Source organism: Micromonospora sp. WMMD998 (assembly GCF_029581235.1).
Lineage (GTDB): Bacteria > Actinomycetota > Actinomycetes > Mycobacteriales > Micromonosporaceae > Micromonospora.
Window position 1 is genome coordinate 1,979,147 of the sequence record NZ_CP120740.1, and the last position, 15,734, is coordinate 1,994,880.

At 73.6% G+C, this 15,734-nt stretch carries 21 protein-coding genes; 17 read left to right on the plus strand and 4 right to left on the minus strand.

The features are described from left to right. Positions 1-207 precede the first annotated feature (207 nt). Both O7619_RS09390 and O7619_RS09395 read left to right on the plus strand, forming a co-directional pair. Positions 208-1,251, plus strand: a complete 1,044-nt coding sequence (locus O7619_RS09390; RefSeq protein WP_282287032.1) for an FAD-binding oxidoreductase — start codon at positions 208-210, stop codon at positions 1,249-1,251. 213 nt (positions 1,252-1,464) lie between these two features. Further along, positions 1,465-1,947, plus strand: coding sequence for a hypothetical protein (locus O7619_RS09395; RefSeq protein ID WP_282287033.1), 483 nt, complete (start codon positions 1,465-1,467; stop codon positions 1,945-1,947). Here O7619_RS09395 and O7619_RS09400 read toward each other — a convergent pair. Next, on the minus strand, positions 1,944-4,100 hold the full coding sequence (locus O7619_RS09400; protein WP_282287034.1) for a hypothetical protein: 2,157 nt from the start codon (positions 4,098-4,100) through the stop codon (positions 1,944-1,946). The two genes, O7619_RS09395 and O7619_RS09400, sit on opposite strands and share 4 nt — an antisense overlap. 123 nt (positions 4,101-4,223) lie before the next feature. Here O7619_RS09400 and O7619_RS09405 point away from each other — a divergent pair, with 123 nt between their 5' ends. From O7619_RS09405 to O7619_RS09425, 5 genes are all read left to right on the plus strand, one after another. Continuing rightward, positions 4,224-5,147: an S-4TM family putative pore-forming effector gene (locus tag O7619_RS09405; protein WP_282287035.1), complete on the plus strand. Its 924-nt coding sequence runs from the start codon at positions 4,224-4,226 to the stop codon at positions 5,145-5,147. Further along, positions 5,144-5,311, plus strand: a complete 168-nt coding sequence (locus tag O7619_RS09410) for a hypothetical protein (RefSeq protein ID WP_282287037.1) — start codon at positions 5,144-5,146, stop codon at positions 5,309-5,311. Before O7619_RS09405 ends, O7619_RS09410 begins: the two co-directional genes overlap by 4 nt. Before the next feature lie 97 nt (positions 5,312-5,408). Further along, positions 5,409-5,678 carry a hypothetical protein gene (locus O7619_RS09415; RefSeq protein ID WP_282287039.1) on the plus strand — a complete coding sequence of 90 codons (270 nt, stop codon included), beginning with the start codon at positions 5,409-5,411 and terminating at the stop codon, positions 5,676-5,678. After that, positions 5,671-6,285 (plus strand): DUF6879 family protein, encoded by a 615-nt coding sequence (locus tag O7619_RS09420; RefSeq protein WP_282287040.1) that lies wholly within the window; start codon positions 5,671-5,673, stop codon positions 6,283-6,285. Before O7619_RS09415 ends, O7619_RS09420 begins: the two co-directional genes overlap by 8 nt. Before the next feature lie 34 nt (positions 6,286-6,319). Continuing rightward, positions 6,320-6,613, plus strand: a complete 294-nt coding sequence (locus O7619_RS09425) for a hypothetical protein (RefSeq protein WP_282287041.1) — start codon at positions 6,320-6,322, stop codon at positions 6,611-6,613. On the opposite strand, the gene O7619_RS09430 is transcribed toward O7619_RS09425, so the two are convergent. Beyond that, on the minus strand, positions 6,588-7,133 hold the full coding sequence (locus O7619_RS09430; RefSeq protein ID WP_282287042.1) for a flavoprotein: 546 nt from the start codon (positions 7,131-7,133) through the stop codon (positions 6,588-6,590). The two genes, O7619_RS09425 and O7619_RS09430, sit on opposite strands and share 26 nt — an antisense overlap. 91 nt (positions 7,134-7,224) lie before the next feature. Between O7619_RS09430 and O7619_RS09435 the strand changes: the two genes are divergently transcribed. From O7619_RS09435 to O7619_RS09455, 5 genes are all read left to right on the plus strand, one after another. Beyond that, on the plus strand, positions 7,225-8,487 hold the full coding sequence (locus tag O7619_RS09435) for an AAA family ATPase (RefSeq protein ID WP_282287043.1): 1,263 nt from the start codon (positions 7,225-7,227) through the stop codon (positions 8,485-8,487). 104 nt (positions 8,488-8,591) lie between these two features. Then, positions 8,592-8,798 carry a hypothetical protein gene (locus O7619_RS09440; RefSeq protein ID WP_282287044.1) on the plus strand — a complete coding sequence of 69 codons (207 nt, stop codon included), beginning with the start codon at positions 8,592-8,594 and terminating at the stop codon, positions 8,796-8,798. A 52-nt stretch (positions 8,799-8,850) separates the two neighbouring features. Continuing rightward, positions 8,851-9,159, plus strand: a complete 309-nt coding sequence (locus tag O7619_RS09445) for a DUF6403 family protein (protein ID WP_282287045.1) — start codon at positions 8,851-8,853, stop codon at positions 9,157-9,159. Beyond that, positions 9,156-10,502: a hypothetical protein gene (locus O7619_RS09450; protein ID WP_282287046.1), complete on the plus strand. Its 1,347-nt coding sequence runs from the start codon at positions 9,156-9,158 to the stop codon at positions 10,500-10,502. Before O7619_RS09445 ends, O7619_RS09450 begins: the two co-directional genes overlap by 4 nt. Beyond that, a complete protein-coding gene (locus O7619_RS09455; protein WP_282287048.1) occupies positions 10,499-11,452 on the plus strand; it encodes a hypothetical protein in 954 nt (317 codons plus the stop codon). Before O7619_RS09450 ends, O7619_RS09455 begins: the two co-directional genes overlap by 4 nt. A 27-nt stretch (positions 11,453-11,479) precedes the next feature. Here the strand turns inward: O7619_RS09455 and O7619_RS09460 are convergent, their stop codons facing one another. Together O7619_RS09460 and O7619_RS09465 are read right to left on the minus strand one after the other, a co-directional pair. Next, a complete protein-coding gene (locus tag O7619_RS09460; RefSeq protein ID WP_282287050.1) occupies positions 11,480-12,046 on the minus strand; it encodes a snapalysin family zinc-dependent metalloprotease in 567 nt (188 codons plus the stop codon). A 135-nt stretch (positions 12,047-12,181) separates the two neighbouring features. Continuing rightward, the gene (locus tag O7619_RS09465) at positions 12,182-12,949 is read right to left on the minus strand and encodes an SDR family NAD(P)-dependent oxidoreductase (protein WP_282287051.1); all 768 of its coding nucleotides are present in this window, start codon (positions 12,947-12,949) and stop codon (positions 12,182-12,184) included. Between the two features lie 99 nt (positions 12,950-13,048). On the opposite strand from O7619_RS09465, the gene O7619_RS09470 reads away from it, so the two are divergent. From O7619_RS09470 to O7619_RS09490, 5 genes are all read left to right on the plus strand, one after another. Beyond that, entirely contained in the window at positions 13,049-13,888 is an 840-nt protein-coding gene (locus tag O7619_RS09470; RefSeq protein WP_282287053.1) for a helix-turn-helix transcriptional regulator, read from the plus strand. A 177-nt stretch (positions 13,889-14,065) separates the two neighbouring features. Then, positions 14,066-14,776 (plus strand): hypothetical protein, encoded by a 711-nt coding sequence (locus O7619_RS09475; protein ID WP_282287055.1) that lies wholly within the window; start codon positions 14,066-14,068, stop codon positions 14,774-14,776. A 13-nt stretch (positions 14,777-14,789) separates the two neighbouring features. Beyond that, on the plus strand, positions 14,790-15,050 hold the full coding sequence (locus O7619_RS09480) for a hypothetical protein (RefSeq protein WP_282287057.1): 261 nt from the start codon (positions 14,790-14,792) through the stop codon (positions 15,048-15,050). Beyond that, positions 15,047-15,457 (plus strand): hypothetical protein, encoded by a 411-nt coding sequence (locus O7619_RS09485; protein WP_282287059.1) that lies wholly within the window; start codon positions 15,047-15,049, stop codon positions 15,455-15,457. Before O7619_RS09480 ends, O7619_RS09485 begins: the two co-directional genes overlap by 4 nt. A gap of 39 nt (positions 15,458-15,496) precedes the next feature. After that, positions 15,497-15,709 (plus strand): hypothetical protein, encoded by a 213-nt coding sequence (locus O7619_RS09490; RefSeq protein ID WP_282287060.1) that lies wholly within the window; start codon positions 15,497-15,499, stop codon positions 15,707-15,709. Positions 15,710-15,734 lie beyond the last annotated feature (25 nt).

Consider the following 15,734-nt stretch of genomic DNA (forward strand, 5'->3'; position numbering starts at 1 on the left):
CGCGACAGTAACCGACCGCATACCGAGCGTGCATGTCCTCGACGATCGCGAGGGCATACGACCGCCGGCCACCAAGGTCGACAGTCGGCGCATGGCCCGGGGCGGGTGCTGGGCTCCGGTGGTGCCGCGTCCCCCCGACAGTGGCGGCCCGCCGACCCCGCCCGCCCCGGCGCCACTCCACGACACCCGACCCGGAGGCGCCCACCGATGTCCGCCGTACCCGCCGACTTCCCCACCCCGGCTACCGAGCTGCACCACGAAACCGAGTCGGCCAGCCGGTTCTGGGCGGCCGTGCAGGACCGTTGCCCGGGGTTGCTGCCGGAACGGGACGCCCCGCTGCTGCACGCCTCCCTACTCCGGCTGCTCGACGGCGGCGACGACCACGCCGGGCGCTCGGCGTTGCTGCGGGCGCTCGGGTCCGCGTACCGCAGCTTGGGGTTGCGGCCCTGGCACGCGGCGGCGATCGGCGACGCGATGCTGGCCGCGCCCGGTATGGGCTGGTGGCGCGCGTGGCGGCTGGTGGAACGGGCCGCCGCCCGGGTGGGCGACGGGCCGGCCTGGTGGGCGGCCGAGGTGGTCGGCCACCACCGCGACGTCGACACGGTCGCGGCGGTGACGGTACGGCCCTCGCGGCGGCTGCCGTTCCGGGCCGGGCAGGCGGTGCCGGTGTGCACGCCGCGCCGGCCGGGACGGTGGCGGTGGCTGTCGCCGGCCAACGCGCCGCGCGCGGACGGCACCGTCGAGTTCCACGTCCGCGCGCTGGCCGGCGGGTCCGTCTCCGGCAGCCTGGTCCATGAGGTACGCCCCGGAGAGCTGCTCCAGCTCGGCGCGCCCGCCGATTCCGGCCTGGAACTGGCCGGCGGTGCCGACGATCTGCTGCTGGTGGCCGGCGGCACCGGGCTGGCGCCGCTGCGCGCCCTGGTCGAGCAGGTCGCCGAAGCGCCCGCCGGCCGGCGGGTCACGCTTGTCGTCGGCTCGCGCACGTTCGCCGATCTGTACGACGCGATCGCGTTGGACAAGCTGCAACAGGCCCACGACTGGCTGACCGTCGTGCCGGCGTTCTCCGCCGACCCGGAGGCCGAGCCGGCCGAACGGGGCTCCGCCATCGCACTGGCCGGCTACCACCACCGTGCCGGCCAGCACGTGTACGTGTGCGGCCCGCCGGTCATGCTCGCCGCCGCCCGTCGCTGGCTGACCATCGCCGGCGTGCCCGCCGACCGTCTGCGCCTGCCCACGCTCGGGTGGCGTTGAGGGCTGGCCACGGCCGCGAAAATGCATTCCGCAACTGCATCAGGAAAGCGGCCGTGTTGGAAATTCCACCGATTTGGTCGACCGACCGTGCGGCGTGGGACATATTTCGGCATGGCGACAGGTTGCGCCCCGGCCGGGCCTGGTGATCAGGGAAGACGTCTCCCTATTCTGAGTTGATAGAGGGCTTCATCTATTTTCTGCGGGGGTTGTGGAATGGCTTTTCTTTCCGCGTACCGAATGGTGTTGGCCGTCGTCCTGATCGCCCCGCTCGGTGGCTTTCCCGCGCCGGCGGTCGCCGCCGCGAACCGCGAGATGACCGGCTACCTCGCGGCCCACCCGGGCGGCGTGCCGGTCGGCGACAACGAGATCAGCTATGGCGACGGCGCGCTCCTGGTCACGCTGCGCGCGCCCGCCGGCACCTACGCGACGGCCGACTGCCCCCTGGGCTGGTACTGCTTCTACGACCGGCCGGACTTCGGCTATCCCCGGGGCAAGCTCTCCGACTGCGGCCGGCAGAACCTCGCCACCTGGCAGTGGCAGTTCCGGGTGGCGTCCGCGCACTACAACCTCTCCAGCGGGTCGGTCACGTTCTACTACAACCAGACCGCGCTGTTCACGGTCAGTGCCCGCAGCCGGGTGCTCGCCGACGCCGGGCCCGACCGGGACTGGGCCAACTACGTCAACCGCCCCTGTTAGTCGACGCACGGCCGGTCGATGATGGTGTCGGTCCAGCCGCTGCTTAGAAACAGGTAGTAGGCGAGCGTCTCGTCGCCGGCGCCGATCTTCTCGTGGCTGAGCAACCGGCCGGTCCGCTCGTCGAACTGGAGCGTCTCCCGCTGGCCCTCGCCGTTGTCGGCGCTGATCGCGTGCCCGTCCCGGCCGGCCCGGTCGGGGTAGCTGCCACCGTCGATGACGCCGTCGGTCTCGGCGAGCAGCCGCCGCAGCGCCTCCCGCTGCGCCCGGGAGAGGGGCCAGAACTGGTGCATCTCGGCGACCAGTTCCAGCGTGCCGGCCGCGTTGCGCAACTCCGGCGGCTTCCGCTCCAGCAGCTCGGCGACCTGCTCACGCAGCCTGGCCAGGTGCTCCGACGGCGCGGGTGGCACGCCGGTCAGCTCGCCGCGGCCGAGCGTGGAGATCTTCGGCGGCGACCGGTGGCCGTGGGCGACGACCTGGACGGTACGCCGGCCGCTCCTCTCCCGCGTCCACCAGAGCCGCTCCTCCCGAAACCGGTCCAGGCGGTCCGAGTAGGGCCTGAGGTCGTCCGGGGACCACACCCGCAGGCAGGTGAACGCATACCGGCCGGGGCTCACCGGCGCGAACGACGGGGGTTCACGCTCGTCACCACGGCTCGTCGGCGGTGTCTCGGTCCGCACGGACGGGTGTGCCGGCGGGGTGGCGTTCCGGTCCGACGCGCCCTCCGCCGCCACGTACGGCACGAGGCAGCCGCCGAGCGCGACGACCAGCGCGAGGTTGACCCTGATCCGACGCCGGCCACCGATCCTGGCCCGGTGCCGTCCCCGCGTACCCGGCGCGTGTCCCAGGCCCGGAAGCAGGTGATAGTCGGGCCCGTCGACCCGCGGCCAGGCCACGTCCGGCGGCCGGGGCGCGTCGACACCGGCGGCCGGCGGCGTCAGCGTGGGGTGATGCTCCGCACGGTGGGCGTCCAACGCGGACGCGGCCAGCCGCAGGCACCACGACGGACCCGCCGGCCCCAGGTTGTCGTACGTGGTGGCGACGAGCGCGTGGACGGCCAGCGACAGCAGGTACTGCGTGCGCCACTCCGCTCGCCAGCCGTAACGCTCGGCGTACGCCGTCCCGGCCTCGTAGGTGAGCCGCACGAGATCGGCCAGTGCTCCCGGTAGTTGGCTCGGCGTGCGCTGATCCGGTCGGACCAGATATCGCAGGAGAGCATCCGCCTGCTTACGTGGCAGACCGGACGGCCACTCCCCGTCCGGGTCGCGTCGGGGCGCCACCGAGGGAAGAAGCAGCGACAGGAGCAGGACGACCGGGTCGCGGGTCAGCGGGGCGCGACTCTCGTACGACTCCAGGTCGACGAGGACGAACCGGCCCGGGTGGAGCCGGCCGTCGACGGACTCCGGGATCAGCACGTTGCCACCGTGCAGGTCGCCGTGGGCGAAACCCTGGAGGTAGCGGATGGTCAGGTCGCCGAAGAGCCCGCCCGGCTCGGCCAGCCGCAACGGATTCGGCAGCGCCCCACCGTCGATCTCCAGCCAGTCCCGGTCCAGGTCGTCGAGCCCCAGCCGGTCGGCGGCCGACCGGACCGCCCCCAGCGCCTTCGCCGCCGTCAATTCCCGGCGGACGTACGCGCGCACGGTGGTGACGTCGGTGGACGGTCCGCCGTTCCCCTCGGGGCGGTTCCAGTCCAGGTGCAGGGCGCTGACCACCTTGCCGAAGGACTCGACGAGGAGATCGTCGTCCTCGATCCGATCCATCGGGATCGCCCGGTCACCGCCGTTGGCGACGTCCTGGAAGGAGAGGTGACGACCGTCGCCGACCGGGTGCCACCCGACGTGCCGCCCGACCATGTGCCGTTCGGCGAAGCCGCCGCCCTCCCGCTTCGCCTGTGCGTGCCGGTCCGACTCCGGCGAACCGCCCTCGTCCGCCGGGTGCACCTTGACCAGCTTCTTGTGCTCGCCGGTGCGTCTCCGGCCGACGACCCGCGCCAGGCTGATCAGGGCGAGGTAGGCGTCGGTGTATCCGCGTAGGGGCTCCTTCTGCGGCAGGAAGGCGACGACGAGACCTTCGCCCTCCGCCCATTTCCGCAGCGCCGCCTGCACGCGCCGGTCGTGCCGCAACTGGGTCGGCGCGACGTCGAGACCTTCGATCATCGTGGTCGTTGATCCTTCTGGAGAGGTTGAGCGTCGGCTCAAAATACACGAAGCCCGACCAAGCGTCTGCTAGCTCGCACACCAGCGTAAAGAGTACTTTTCGACAGGGTTGAGGGGGGTGCCGTGCCGTCCCGGGCTGATTCCCTGCTCAGACGCCAGACCGAGCCGCCGATGATGTCGATGCTCCGGGCCATGACGGTCTGCCACACCCGCGCCCAACGCCTCGACGCGCTGCGCATCCTGGTCTCCATGGCGATCGCCGGCGCCGGCGCGACGGTCGCCTTCACCGGCATGTCGGCGACCGGCGTCACCGCGCTCGGCGCACTCTGGGCCGTGATCAACGCGCTCGGGCTCGCCTCCTGGTCACGCGGGCAGCTCCGACGGGCCGCCACCATCCAGGAGATGTTCGACGTGAACCTCTTCGGCCTGCCGTGGAACGAGGTGGCGGCCGGGGAACGGTTGACTGCCCCCGAAATCAGCCGCCGCGACCGCGCGTTCCGGGGCACCGAGCGCTACCTCCGTGACTACTACGAGATCCCGGAGTTGCCCGCGCCCTACGACGTGCTCGCCTGCCAACAGCAGAGCCTCGGCTGGGGCGCCCGGCTGCGCCGCCGCTACGCCCGCGCCGTACTCGCCGTCGTGGCGGCCTGGGCGGCGACCGGCGTCGTCTACGGGGTGCTGGCCGACCTGACCGTGGCACACCTGCTGCTCGCCTGGTTCGTGCCGTCACTCGGCGCGCTGCTGCTCGGCGTCGAGATTTACCGGGGGCAGCGCGACGTCGCCGTCGAACGCGACCATGCCATGACCATCGTGCAGCGGCACATCAACTCGGCCGCCCGCGACCCGTCCGCGCCCGTCGGGGACCTGCTCACCGTGGCGCGGCAGGTGCAGGATCTGCTCTTCCGCACCCGCTGCACCCAGCCCCGCGTGCCGAACTGGTTCTTCCGCCGATTCCACGCCGCCGACCGGGTGGACTTCCAGTCCACCATGGCCGGTCTGGACCAGATCCTGCACGCGCCGATCGCGGCGGCCCGGCCCGACGGGTGATCACGCCAGCACCGGGCCGGGCCGCGACCCGCGACGACATCGCCGGGTGGCTGGGGCGGTGCGAGGTCCGCTGGCAGGAGACCGACAACCCCGAGGGTACGAAGGAAGCGCTGGTGCTGGCGCTACGTTCCCGCTTCAACCGCCAGGTGTCCCGCTCCCGCTGACTGATCGGAGATCTACTTCAGTTCACGAAGACTGAGGGGGTAGGCGGTCGAGCGCTGGCTATCCTGAGTGTTCGATCCGTGACTCTAAGGAGGGGTGATGGCTGGTCGATGGGAAGCGGAACCGGCCGCGACGTTCACCCGGCGGCTCGGGCGGTCCGCCGCCGAGCTGGGCGAGAGCGGCGGCACGACCACCTGCCCCGACATCTGGGAACTCTCCAACGGTGACGTGGCGGTCATCGGCCGTGACCTGACGGACGCGTACGACGGGCGGCTGCCGGACGGGGTCAGCGTGGGCCGGGACGAGCGCCTGGTGGTCATCCCGCGCAGCATGATCCGGGCCGCCAAGCCGGACATCCCGGATGCGTGACCTCCTGCGGGCGGCGTCCGCGCGACGACTGAGCCTGCCCGAGTACGAGGCCGACTTCTACGCCACGGTGGAGACCGTGGACGGGGTGATTCTCAAGACCGAACGGCTTCAGACGTTCCGCGAGCCGGGCAGCCCGAGCTGGGAGGCGTTCGCCGCCGGTCGCTGGGACGAGGCGTTGCGGATCGCCGCCCAGCCCAACCCCGAGCTGGCGCAGTTCTTCGCCCGCCTCGACGAGATGGGGTCCGGGCTGCACCGCCTGCGGATCGTGGAGCTGCCCCTCACGCCGTACCTGATCTGGGAGCTGAACTTCCTCCGCTTCCGCGCCGAGGCGGGGGAGCGGATCGGTGTGCTCGACGCGGAAGCCGTGTCAGACCTTGAGGCAGACCATGGCCGGGTTCCGGAGCTGATGGTGGCCGGCAGCCGGGCCGTCTACGACGTTCGTTACGACGACGCGGGGACGCCGGTCGGCGCGGAGAAAATCGTCGAACCCGAGATCGTCGAAGGCTGTCGGGCGCAGGTCCTGGCGTTGCTCGACCGCGCCGAGCCGATCGAGTCCTTCTTCCATCGGGAGGTCGACGGCCGGACGCCCTCCACGGCCGAGCTGTAGTAGCCTGCCCGGACCGGCGAACGTGGAGGCAGGGATGCCCCGACCGCGGATGGCCACCAGCCTGGCCCGCCGGTCGGCCACGCCGACCGCGCTTCTGTTCGCCGTGCTGGCCATCCTCGCCGCCGTGCTGCTCACCCCGGTCGGTTATCGGTCGGCAGTCGCGGCGGGCCCGGCAGAGGACGCGGCACCGGCCGGGCCGGAACCGAGCGGACCGGTGCCGAACCGCGCCGCTGTCCACCTGGCGAGGGGTGTCCTCCTCGGCGGTGGCGTAGCTTTCGTCGGCCACTACCTGGCGCGACGGCTCACCGCTCGACGGGATTCGTCGTAGGAAGGCGTGCCGCGCGCAGCGCGTCGACCACCACCGCCCACCGGCTCGGCGTCATCTCGTCCGGCGCCCGCAGCACCTCCCCGTCGTGCACCACCACCCCCGCCTCCCGCAGCCGTCGCAGGTTCGGCCCGTACGCCGGGTGCGCGGCCAGCGCGGCCTTGACCCGGGGGAAGACGTGGATCGGCAGCCCGGTGCCGAGCAGCTCGTTGAGGATGCCCAGGGCCAGCGTGTCGCTCGCCCCCGCGGCCCACTTGTTGAGCGTGTTGAAGGTGGCCGGCACGACCGCCGCGGCGTCGGCCGGCGGGTGCGGCTCGGGGTCGCCGGGGCGGCGCCACTCGACCCGTACCGGATGACCGGTCTGGTCGGCGAGCGCGTCGCGGTCGAGCCAGCTCGCGGCGGTCGGGGTGATGATCAGGCAGACCCGCCAGCCGTCGGCCGCCAGCAGGTCGGCGAGTTCGCCGATCCGCTGGGCCGGGGGAGCGGCGCAGACGATGAGGTAGAGCACCGGGGCTTCACTCATGCCCGCAGTCTTACCCGGCGCGTGTTAAGAAGGGGCCCCGCCTATACCGAATGCGTTAAGAAGGGCCCCCGCCTTGCACGTGGTGGAGAGTGTGCTGCGCGATGTGCGCGAGGGTGCGCACCGGGGCGTCGTCGTCGACTCGCCGCCGGGCGCCGGCAAGAGCACCCTCGTGGTGCGCGCGGCCGTGGAGACCGCCGCCACCGGTGTGCCGCTGATGATCGTGGCGCAGACCAACGAGCAGGTGGACGACCTGATCGACCGGCTCGGCGGGAAGGCGCCGGAGCTGCGCGTCGGCCGGCTCTCCGCCACCGACTACCAGCCCACGGAGCGGGTGCGGAACCACCCGGCGGTCCGGGTCGCGGCGAAGGTCGCCGACCTGGGCGGGCCGGCCGTGACCATCGGTACGGCGGCCAAGTGGGCCACGGTCACCGAGGGGAGCTGGCCGTGGGCGATCGTGGACGAGGCGTACCAGATGCGCGCGGACGCGCTGCTGCGCGTGGCCGGGCGGTTCGAGCGGGCGCTGTTCGTCGGCGACCCGGGGCAGCTCGACCCGTTCTCCACCGTCGAGACCGCCCGCTGGACCGGCCTGACCTGGGACCCGATGCAGTCGGCGGTGGCCACGCTGCTGCGACACAACCCGGAGCTGCCGGTGCACCGGCTTCCGGTGTCGTGGCGGCTGCCCGCCTCCGCCGCCCCGGTGGTCTCCGCCGCGTTCTACCCGTTCACCGGGTTCCGGGCCGGCACCGGGCCGGCCGACCGGGCGTTGACGTTCACCGAGACCGGCCCGGGTGACGGCTACGACGCCTCGGTCGAGCTGGCCGCCGCCACCGGCTGGGCGTTGCACGAGCTGCCCGCCCGGCACACCGTGCGTACCGACGCCGAAGCCGCCGCGGCCTGCGCGGAGCTGGCGTTGCGGGTGTTGCGGCGCGGCGCGGTCGCGGTCAGCGAGGCCGCGCCCGGCGGCGCGCCGGTGACCGCGGACCGGATCGCCGTCGGGGCCGCGCACCGCGACCAGGTCGCGGCCATCCGGTCCCGGCTGGGCGCGGCCGGCGCGGGCATCACCGTGGACACCGCCAACCGCCTCCAGGGCCGGGAGTACGACGTGACGATCGTGCTGCACCCGCTCTCCGGGCGGCGCGACGCCACCGCGTTCCACCTGGAGTCGGGGCGGCTGTGCGTGTTGGCGTCCCGGCACCGGCACGCCTGCGTGGTGGTGGCCCGGGCCGGCATCGGTGAGCTGCTCGACGCCTACCCGTCGACCGAGCGGGTGCACCTGGACGTGCCGGTGAAGTTCCCGGACGGCTGGGAGGCCAACCAGACGGTGCTCACCCACCTGGACACGCACCGGGCCTGAGTACGCACACCTGGGTACGCGCACGGGTCGGAAGCGACGGGCGGGCCGGCCGGGCGGTCCGTTCGGATCTTCCGACGGCGGCGGGCGGTGGGCAGGATGGCCGGGTGCATCCTTACGACCCGTACCAACAGCAGCCGCCGTATGCCGCGTACCACCCGCCGCAGCCGGAGGAGGACGGGATCAACTGGTCGACGGTCCTCTGGGTCGCGGTGCCGGCGCTGCTGGTGATCCTGTGCTGTGCCGGGTGCGTGGTCTCCGGGTTCGCCGGGGCGTTCATGGAGGGCTTCCAGGAGGGCTACTCGTCGTCGTAGGACGGGGGCACCCCGAGACGCGCGGTTGGCGGCGGTGCGTTAGACAGGGATCATGACCGCGAGCGTGCTGCCCTGGCTGGTCGGGGCCGTGGTGGCGGTGGCCGCCGGGTTCCTCGCCACGCTGCTGCCCCGGCGTCGGGACCGGGACCGGGGCCGGCGGGTCGCCTGGTCGTCGGCGCGGGCGGCGATCCACGACGCGACCGTCAGCCGGGACGCGGCGACCGCGCCGGTGCCCGAGGCGGAGCGGCTGCTGGCCCGCGCCGAGATGCTCGCCGCCGCGCGCGGCGGCGGCGCGGACGCGGCGCGGGAGGCGGCCGAGCACGCCCGCCGCGCCGACGACCTGTGGCGGGCCGGCCGGTGAGGGTACGCCTGGAGGTGCTGCGCTGGTCGCTGCTCGTCGTCGCGGCGGTCGTGCTCGTGGTGTTCCTGGTGGCGCAGCGGCAGAGCGTCGAGGTCAGCTACGGGCAGTCGCCGTCGACCGCCTCGCTGCCCGCGGAGGGTTCCGCCGGGGAGCTGAGCGACGCAACCGTGCCGTCGGTGGCGGAGATGACCGCGATGGTGGCCGCCGATCCGGTGGTCCGCCTGCCCGGCGCGGTCGCGCGCTGGGACGAGGCGCGGGTCCGGGCGGCGGCCGGCGACACCCGGATCCTGGTCGCCCCGCCCGGGCTGGACGAGGCGGAACGCCGGCGGGTGAAGGACGTGGAGAACGCCGAGATCCGGATCGTCGGCACCGAGGTCAGCGGCGGTCTCTACCTGGCCACGTCGGACGACTTGCCGAGCTGGCGGTCACAGTTCGCCACCGCCGACGTCACCAGCCAGATCCTCACGCTGCTCGCCGCGTTGCACGAGCAGCCGTCCCCGCCGGACCGCGACGACCTGCGCTGGCGGGACCCCACCGCCGCCGAGCTGGCCCCGGTGACCGCCGCGCTGCGCGCCACCGGCCGGTACGCCGCTCCCGGCGCGACGCTGCCCCGGCTGCCGGAGAAGACCGCGAAGGAAGCCTTCCCCGGCGACGCCTGGTTCGTGGCGCTCCCGGTCCAGCCGTACGGGACGCCGCTGCCCGCGTACGGGCCGGCGCTGCACCGGCTCGCCCCGGACCGGCCGCTCGTGGTGATGTACGGCGGCTGGATCGAATACCACGGACCGGGCGCGGCGGAGTTCGCCGAGGTGGCCGGCGCGAGCTTCTACGCGCAGTACGCCGGTCGGCTCAGCCGCTACGACTATCCGCAGCTCAACGTGCTCGGCGCGTACCTGGCCCGGGTCACCGACGTGCGGTACGCGGGGCTGTTCGACAGGCCTCTGCCGTACCGGCAGTTGGACCCGCTGCGGGTGGCGCTGCCGGCGCTGCCGTGGCTCTTCGCCGGCTGCGTGGCCGGGTTCGTGGTGCTGTCGATCCGCACCGTGCGCGGCGCCGGCCGGGGCCGCCCGGGCGCCGTCGGGCCGGGCGGCACCCCGGCCCGGTTGGCCGGGCTCTCCGCGCTGGCCGTGGAGTTGTCCCTGCTCACCGACGCGCGTAGTGACCCGGCGCTGGTGCGGGGCATCGGCCGGCTGCGGTCCGCCCGGTCCGCGCTCGACGACGGGCTGCCCGACAACCACGTACGCGGGCTGCTCGCCGGCGCGGAGGCCGAACTTGACCACGTGGCCCGGGACGTGCGGATGCCCGGCTACCGGCCGGACGTCTACCTGCGGGGGAGGCTGTCATGACGGCGGTCGCGCGCCGGCTGCTCGGCCGGCTGGTCGGCAGCGCGTTCGGTCGGGCGGTGCTCGCCTGCCTGGTGCTGGCCGGTTGGGCGCTGTGGTCCGGCGGCATCCTCGACGGGCCGGTCGCCCGGCAGGTGCGCGCCTCGTCGGTCTACGTGGCGCCCGGCGTCGACGTGGACCGGGCCGCCGCCGAACGGGTCATCGGCAACCGGCGGCTGGTGGTGCTGATGATGGCGCCGGGTGCCGATCTGCGCGAGGTCTGCGACGACACCGAGCGCGCCACCGCGGGCACGCTGGTGCTGGCGATGAGCCGCGACGGCGAGGACTGGGACACGTACGGCTGCTCCCGCGTCGGCGGCGACAGCGCGCGTGACATCGGCCGGTCGATGGTGGTGGAGACCGTGATCAGCCAGGGGGCGGACGCCTTCGTGGACCGGCCGGTCGAGGCGCTGAAGGTGATCGTGCTGAACTACGACCGGCTGGTCCGCACCGGTCTGCTGCCCGACGGCGGGCGGACCATCAGCCCGTCGCTGCCCCGCTACCTGCTGGCCGGCGGCGCGATCGGCGGCGTGGTGGTCGGCGCGGCGGCGCTCTGGCTGGGGGGCCGGCGGGCCGGTCGGCTGGCCGACGCGCGGCGGGCCGGGCGGGACGCGCGCGCCGACGAACGGGCCGCGCTGGGTGCCGCCACCGCCGTGCTGGCCCAGCAGATCATCGACCTCGACCGGGCCGGCGGGCCGGGCGGTCCGGCGTACCGGCGGCTGGCCGGCGACTACGTCGGGCTGCTCGACGAGGTGTCCGAGGCCGACGGCGACTCCGTGGGCCGGCTGCGTGAGCGGGTCGAGACGTTGAGCCGGCGGGCGGCCGACCTCGCCGCCGAGCCACCGGCCGCGCGAGCGCCGCGCCAGCGGACCGGCGGGACGGTGACGAAGACGCGCGAACGGGGCCGGCGGTGACCCGCCGACCCCGTCACCGGTGCGTCGTCAGCGACCGGCGCCGACCACCGTGGCGGCCGGCCAGCTACCGCTGAAGACCTGGGCGGACGTCGCGCTGCGGGCGGCGAAGCCGAACAGCGAGTCGACCCGGGCGGCCTCGGCCGAGCTGGGGTACGGGTTGGTGCAGCTGGTGCCGGCGCTGCCGCCGGACATCAGGATGGCGCAGTTGCCGTTGTAGTTGTCCGGCAGGCCGAGGATGTGGCCGATCTCGTGCGTCATGATGCGCAGCGGGGAGTACTGCTGGGCCTGGTAGTAGTCGATGACCACGCGGCCGTTGCCCAGGCTGGTCCGCTGGGCGTACGACCCGCCGCCGTAGGTGTAGTAGATCATCAGGTTCGACCCGCACTGGGCCATGTTGATGTTGTTGGTGTAGTTGTTCCAGATCGATGCCGCCTGCACCGCGTAGCTGGCGAACGGGCCGGCCTGGCTGGTGTTGTAGCAGACGTTGCGGACCGCGGCGGAGGCCGGTGCCGGGTTGACGGCGACCGCGCCCAGCGCCGTCAGCGTCACGGCCGCGAGGGTGGCGAGGATCCGGGACAGCTTCGGCGTACGCATGGTTCACACTCCTGGGGGATGGGGGGTGTGCGGGAACGCCGACAGCCTATAGATAGGGATCCATCGATATCAAGTGTTACAAGGAAGGGCCCCCGCTTAACGTCTCCGGCATAGGCGGGGGCCCCGCTTAACACCTCAGGTGGCGGCGTGCGGGTCGGCCGCGTTCAGGGTGGCGACGACCTGGGCGTAGTCGCCGCGCGCCTCGGCGTGGCGGAGGAACTTCACCCGTTCGACGTGGATCTCGGTGGCGTCCGGCTGCGCCTCCAGCAACGCCACCACCTCGGCCACGAACTCGTCCAGCGGCATGGCGAACTCGCTGCTCTCCTGGCCGGGCAGCAGCCCGGTGCGCACCGCCGGCGGCACCAGCTCGACCACCCGTACCCCGGTTTCGGCCAACTGGAGCCGGACCGACTCGCTGAGCATGTGGATCGCGGCCTTGGAGGCGTTGTAGCTCGGGGTGACGCGCAGCGGCACGAACCCCAGGCCGGACGAGACGGTGACGATCGTGGCGTCCCCGCGTTGCCGCAGGTGCTCGACGAACGCGCCGATCAGCCGGATCGGACCGAGCACGTTCGTGGTCACCACCTCCTCGGCCGAGGCGAGGAACGTCTCGGGCGAGCGCCAGTCCTCGACCCGCATGACGCCGGCCATCGCCACCAGGACGTTGAGGTCCGGGTGCCGGGCCAGCACCGCCTCGGCCGCCGTGGCGATGCTCGCCGGGTCGGTGGTGTCGATCGGGACGGTGTCCAGGTCGGGGTGGGCCGCGGCGATCTCGTCGAGCAGCTCGGTACGCCGGCCGCCGACGATCACCGTGTTGCCCCGATCGCGCAGGGCGAGCGCCAGGGCCAGGCCGATCCCGCTGGTGGCGCCGGGGATGAAGATCGTGTTTCCGGAGATGTCCATGTGATCAGCATGGCCCGGCCGCCGTGGTCGGTGCAGAGATCCGCGATCGAGGGATCGCGGATCCCTGGTTCAGCCGGCCGGACGACGGATACTCGGACCATGGATCGCGTTGCCCTGGCCGACTTTCTCCGTCGCCGCCGTGAGGCGCTGCGCCCCGGCGACGTGGGGCTGCCGGAGGGCGCCCGGCGGCGGGCGCCCGGGCTGCGGCGGGAGGAGGTCGCCGCGCTCGCCGCGATGTCCACCGACTACTACAGCCGGCTGGAGCAGCGGCGCGGCCCGCAGCCGAGCCCGAACCTGCTCGCCGGGCTGGCCCGGGCGCTGCGGCTGACCGGCCACGAACGCGACTACCTGTTCCGGGTCGCCGGGCACAGCCCGCCCGCCGCCGTCGCCACCGCCACCCACGTCGCCCCGGCGCTGCTGCGGGTGCTGGACCGGCTGGCCGACACACCGGCGTTGATCCTGTCCAACCTGGGCGAGACGCTCGTGCAGAACCCGCTTGCCGCCGCGCTGCTCGGGGACAACTCCGGCCACACCGGGCCGGCCCGCAGCGGGATCTACCGGTGGTTCACCGACCCGGGGGAGCGGCGGCGCTACCCGGCCGAGGACCACGACCGGCAGAGCCGCGCCCAGGTCGCCAACCTCCGCGCCGCGTACGGGTCGATGGGCCCGCGGTCACGCGCCGGAGAGCTGGTACGGGTGCTGGGCGCGGCCAGCGCGGAGTTCGCCGAGCTGTGGGAACGGCACGAGGTGGCCCAGCGTTTCGCCGACCACAAGACGCTCATCCATCCGGAGCTCGGCCCGATCGAGTTGGACTGCCAGGTGCTCTTCACCGAGGACCAGTCGCAGTCGCTGCTCGTGCTGACCGCGCCGCCGCGCAGCGAGGGCGCGGAGAAGCTCCGGTTGCTGGCGGTGCTCGGGCACGAGCGCTTCCCCGCCTGATCGGTGCGGCGCCCCGGGCGTCCGTGCCGCGACCTGCGTGGCGGCTCGGGCACAGGAACGCAATTCACGCCGCCGGGAATCCCCGGTCTAGCTGTCAACCTCCCGTCACGCCTGGTGTTCAACTGACCTTTTCCGGTCGATAGCGTCGAGCCATTGCGCGTCGACGAAGGGCCGACCATGAACGACAACGGACACCCGTTCGATCGCCGGCGACTCCTCGCCGGCGCGGCGGCGGCCTCGGCGGTCACCCTGACCGGCCTGACCGTCGTCTCCACCACCGGCGCGGCGGCGGCTCCGGTCCGCACCGGAACGCCGCTGCTCACCCGGGACCGGATCGCCGCCGCCGCGCTGCGCTCGCCCGACGGCTCCGCGCCGGCGGTCGGCGTGCAGGCCGACTTCCACGCCCGGCTCGCCGCCTGGCTGGCGTTCTGGTCGGCGAACTCCCCGCCCACGTGGAGCGCGCCCACGCAGGTGGTCGCCCGGGTCGAGCCGGCCGGCGACGCGCTGGTCCTGCACGCGATCCGCTACCGGCGCGACGACCAGACGTACGCCGGGTTCGCCGCCGCCCGGCGCGACGCCACGCACCTGGCCACGCTCGCCAGCCTGCACCACCACTTCCCGAGCGTGCGGATCCGGCCGGACGGCACGATCCGGGTCGGCGACGGGCCGGCCGGGTTCACCGGCGCGCCGGAGCAGATCGCGTTCGCGGTCGCCGCCTGCCGCGAGCTGTGGGACGACGCGACGGCCACCGCCGGGCGCTGGCAGGAGCACGCCGGCCGGGTCCTCGCCCGCGCCGGCCAGCCCGCCGACGCCGCCTCGCACGCCGGCTGGGCGGCCTTCACCCGGACCAGCCTGCGTCGCGGGCTGGGCACCGAATCGTACGAGTGACCGGAGGTAACACATGGCCCGCAACGAGTTCCGCTTCGTGGTCGACGGTGTCGACCTGACCGCAGACCAGCAGACCCTGATCGCCGGCGAGATCCAGAAGGCCGGCCTGGCCGCCCTGCGTACCGCCAACGCCACGCTCGTCAACCCGCTCACCCTCGGTCACGGCAACCTCAAGCTGCGTCCCGAGTGGTACGGGCTCTGGGTGCTCGACGGCGTGCTCGCGCAGGACCTCGGGCAGAAGATCAACGACCTCGGGTTCTGGATCCAGCGGTGACCGACGCCACCCCGCCCGCCGGCCCGCCGGAGCGGATGTGCCCGAGCACCCCGGCGTCGAACGCCACGGTGTTCCTCGGCATGATCACTCCGGCGGGCCGGGTCGCCTACGTGACGCCGGCGGTGCCGGCCGAGGTGGCGCTCGCCGGTGCCGACGACTCCGCCGGGCCGATCGAGTCGCGGGTGCGGCTCGCCGGACCCTGCGTCACCTCGTCCTGCGGCTTCTGGACCGGCTCGCACTGCGGGCTGGGCGCCCGGATGGCCGCCTCGTACGCCGATACCGCGCCGCCCGCCGAGGAGACGCTGCCGAAGTGCGCGATCCGGCGTACCTGCCGGTGGTTCGACGAGCAGGGGCCGGCGGCCTGCCCGGCCTGCTCGCACGTGGTCACCGACGCCCGCCTCCCTTGACCGGCCGTTCACACTGGGTGCAACTACCGTCACCGACGGATGGAGGACGCCATGCGCTGGCTCATCGTCATTCTCGTCGTCGCGGTCCTGGTGGCCCTGGTGGCCTGGCGCCGACTGCGGCGCAGCGCGGCGGACCCGGCCGGTGAGGTCCGCGACCTGGCGGCGTCCGCCGAGGCGCGCCGCCGGCTCGACGACCACCGCAACCCGACCGACGGCAGCAACCTGCGCAGCACCGGAGGCGGCAGCCTCTGACGCCCACCGCCATGTCGGCGGCCCC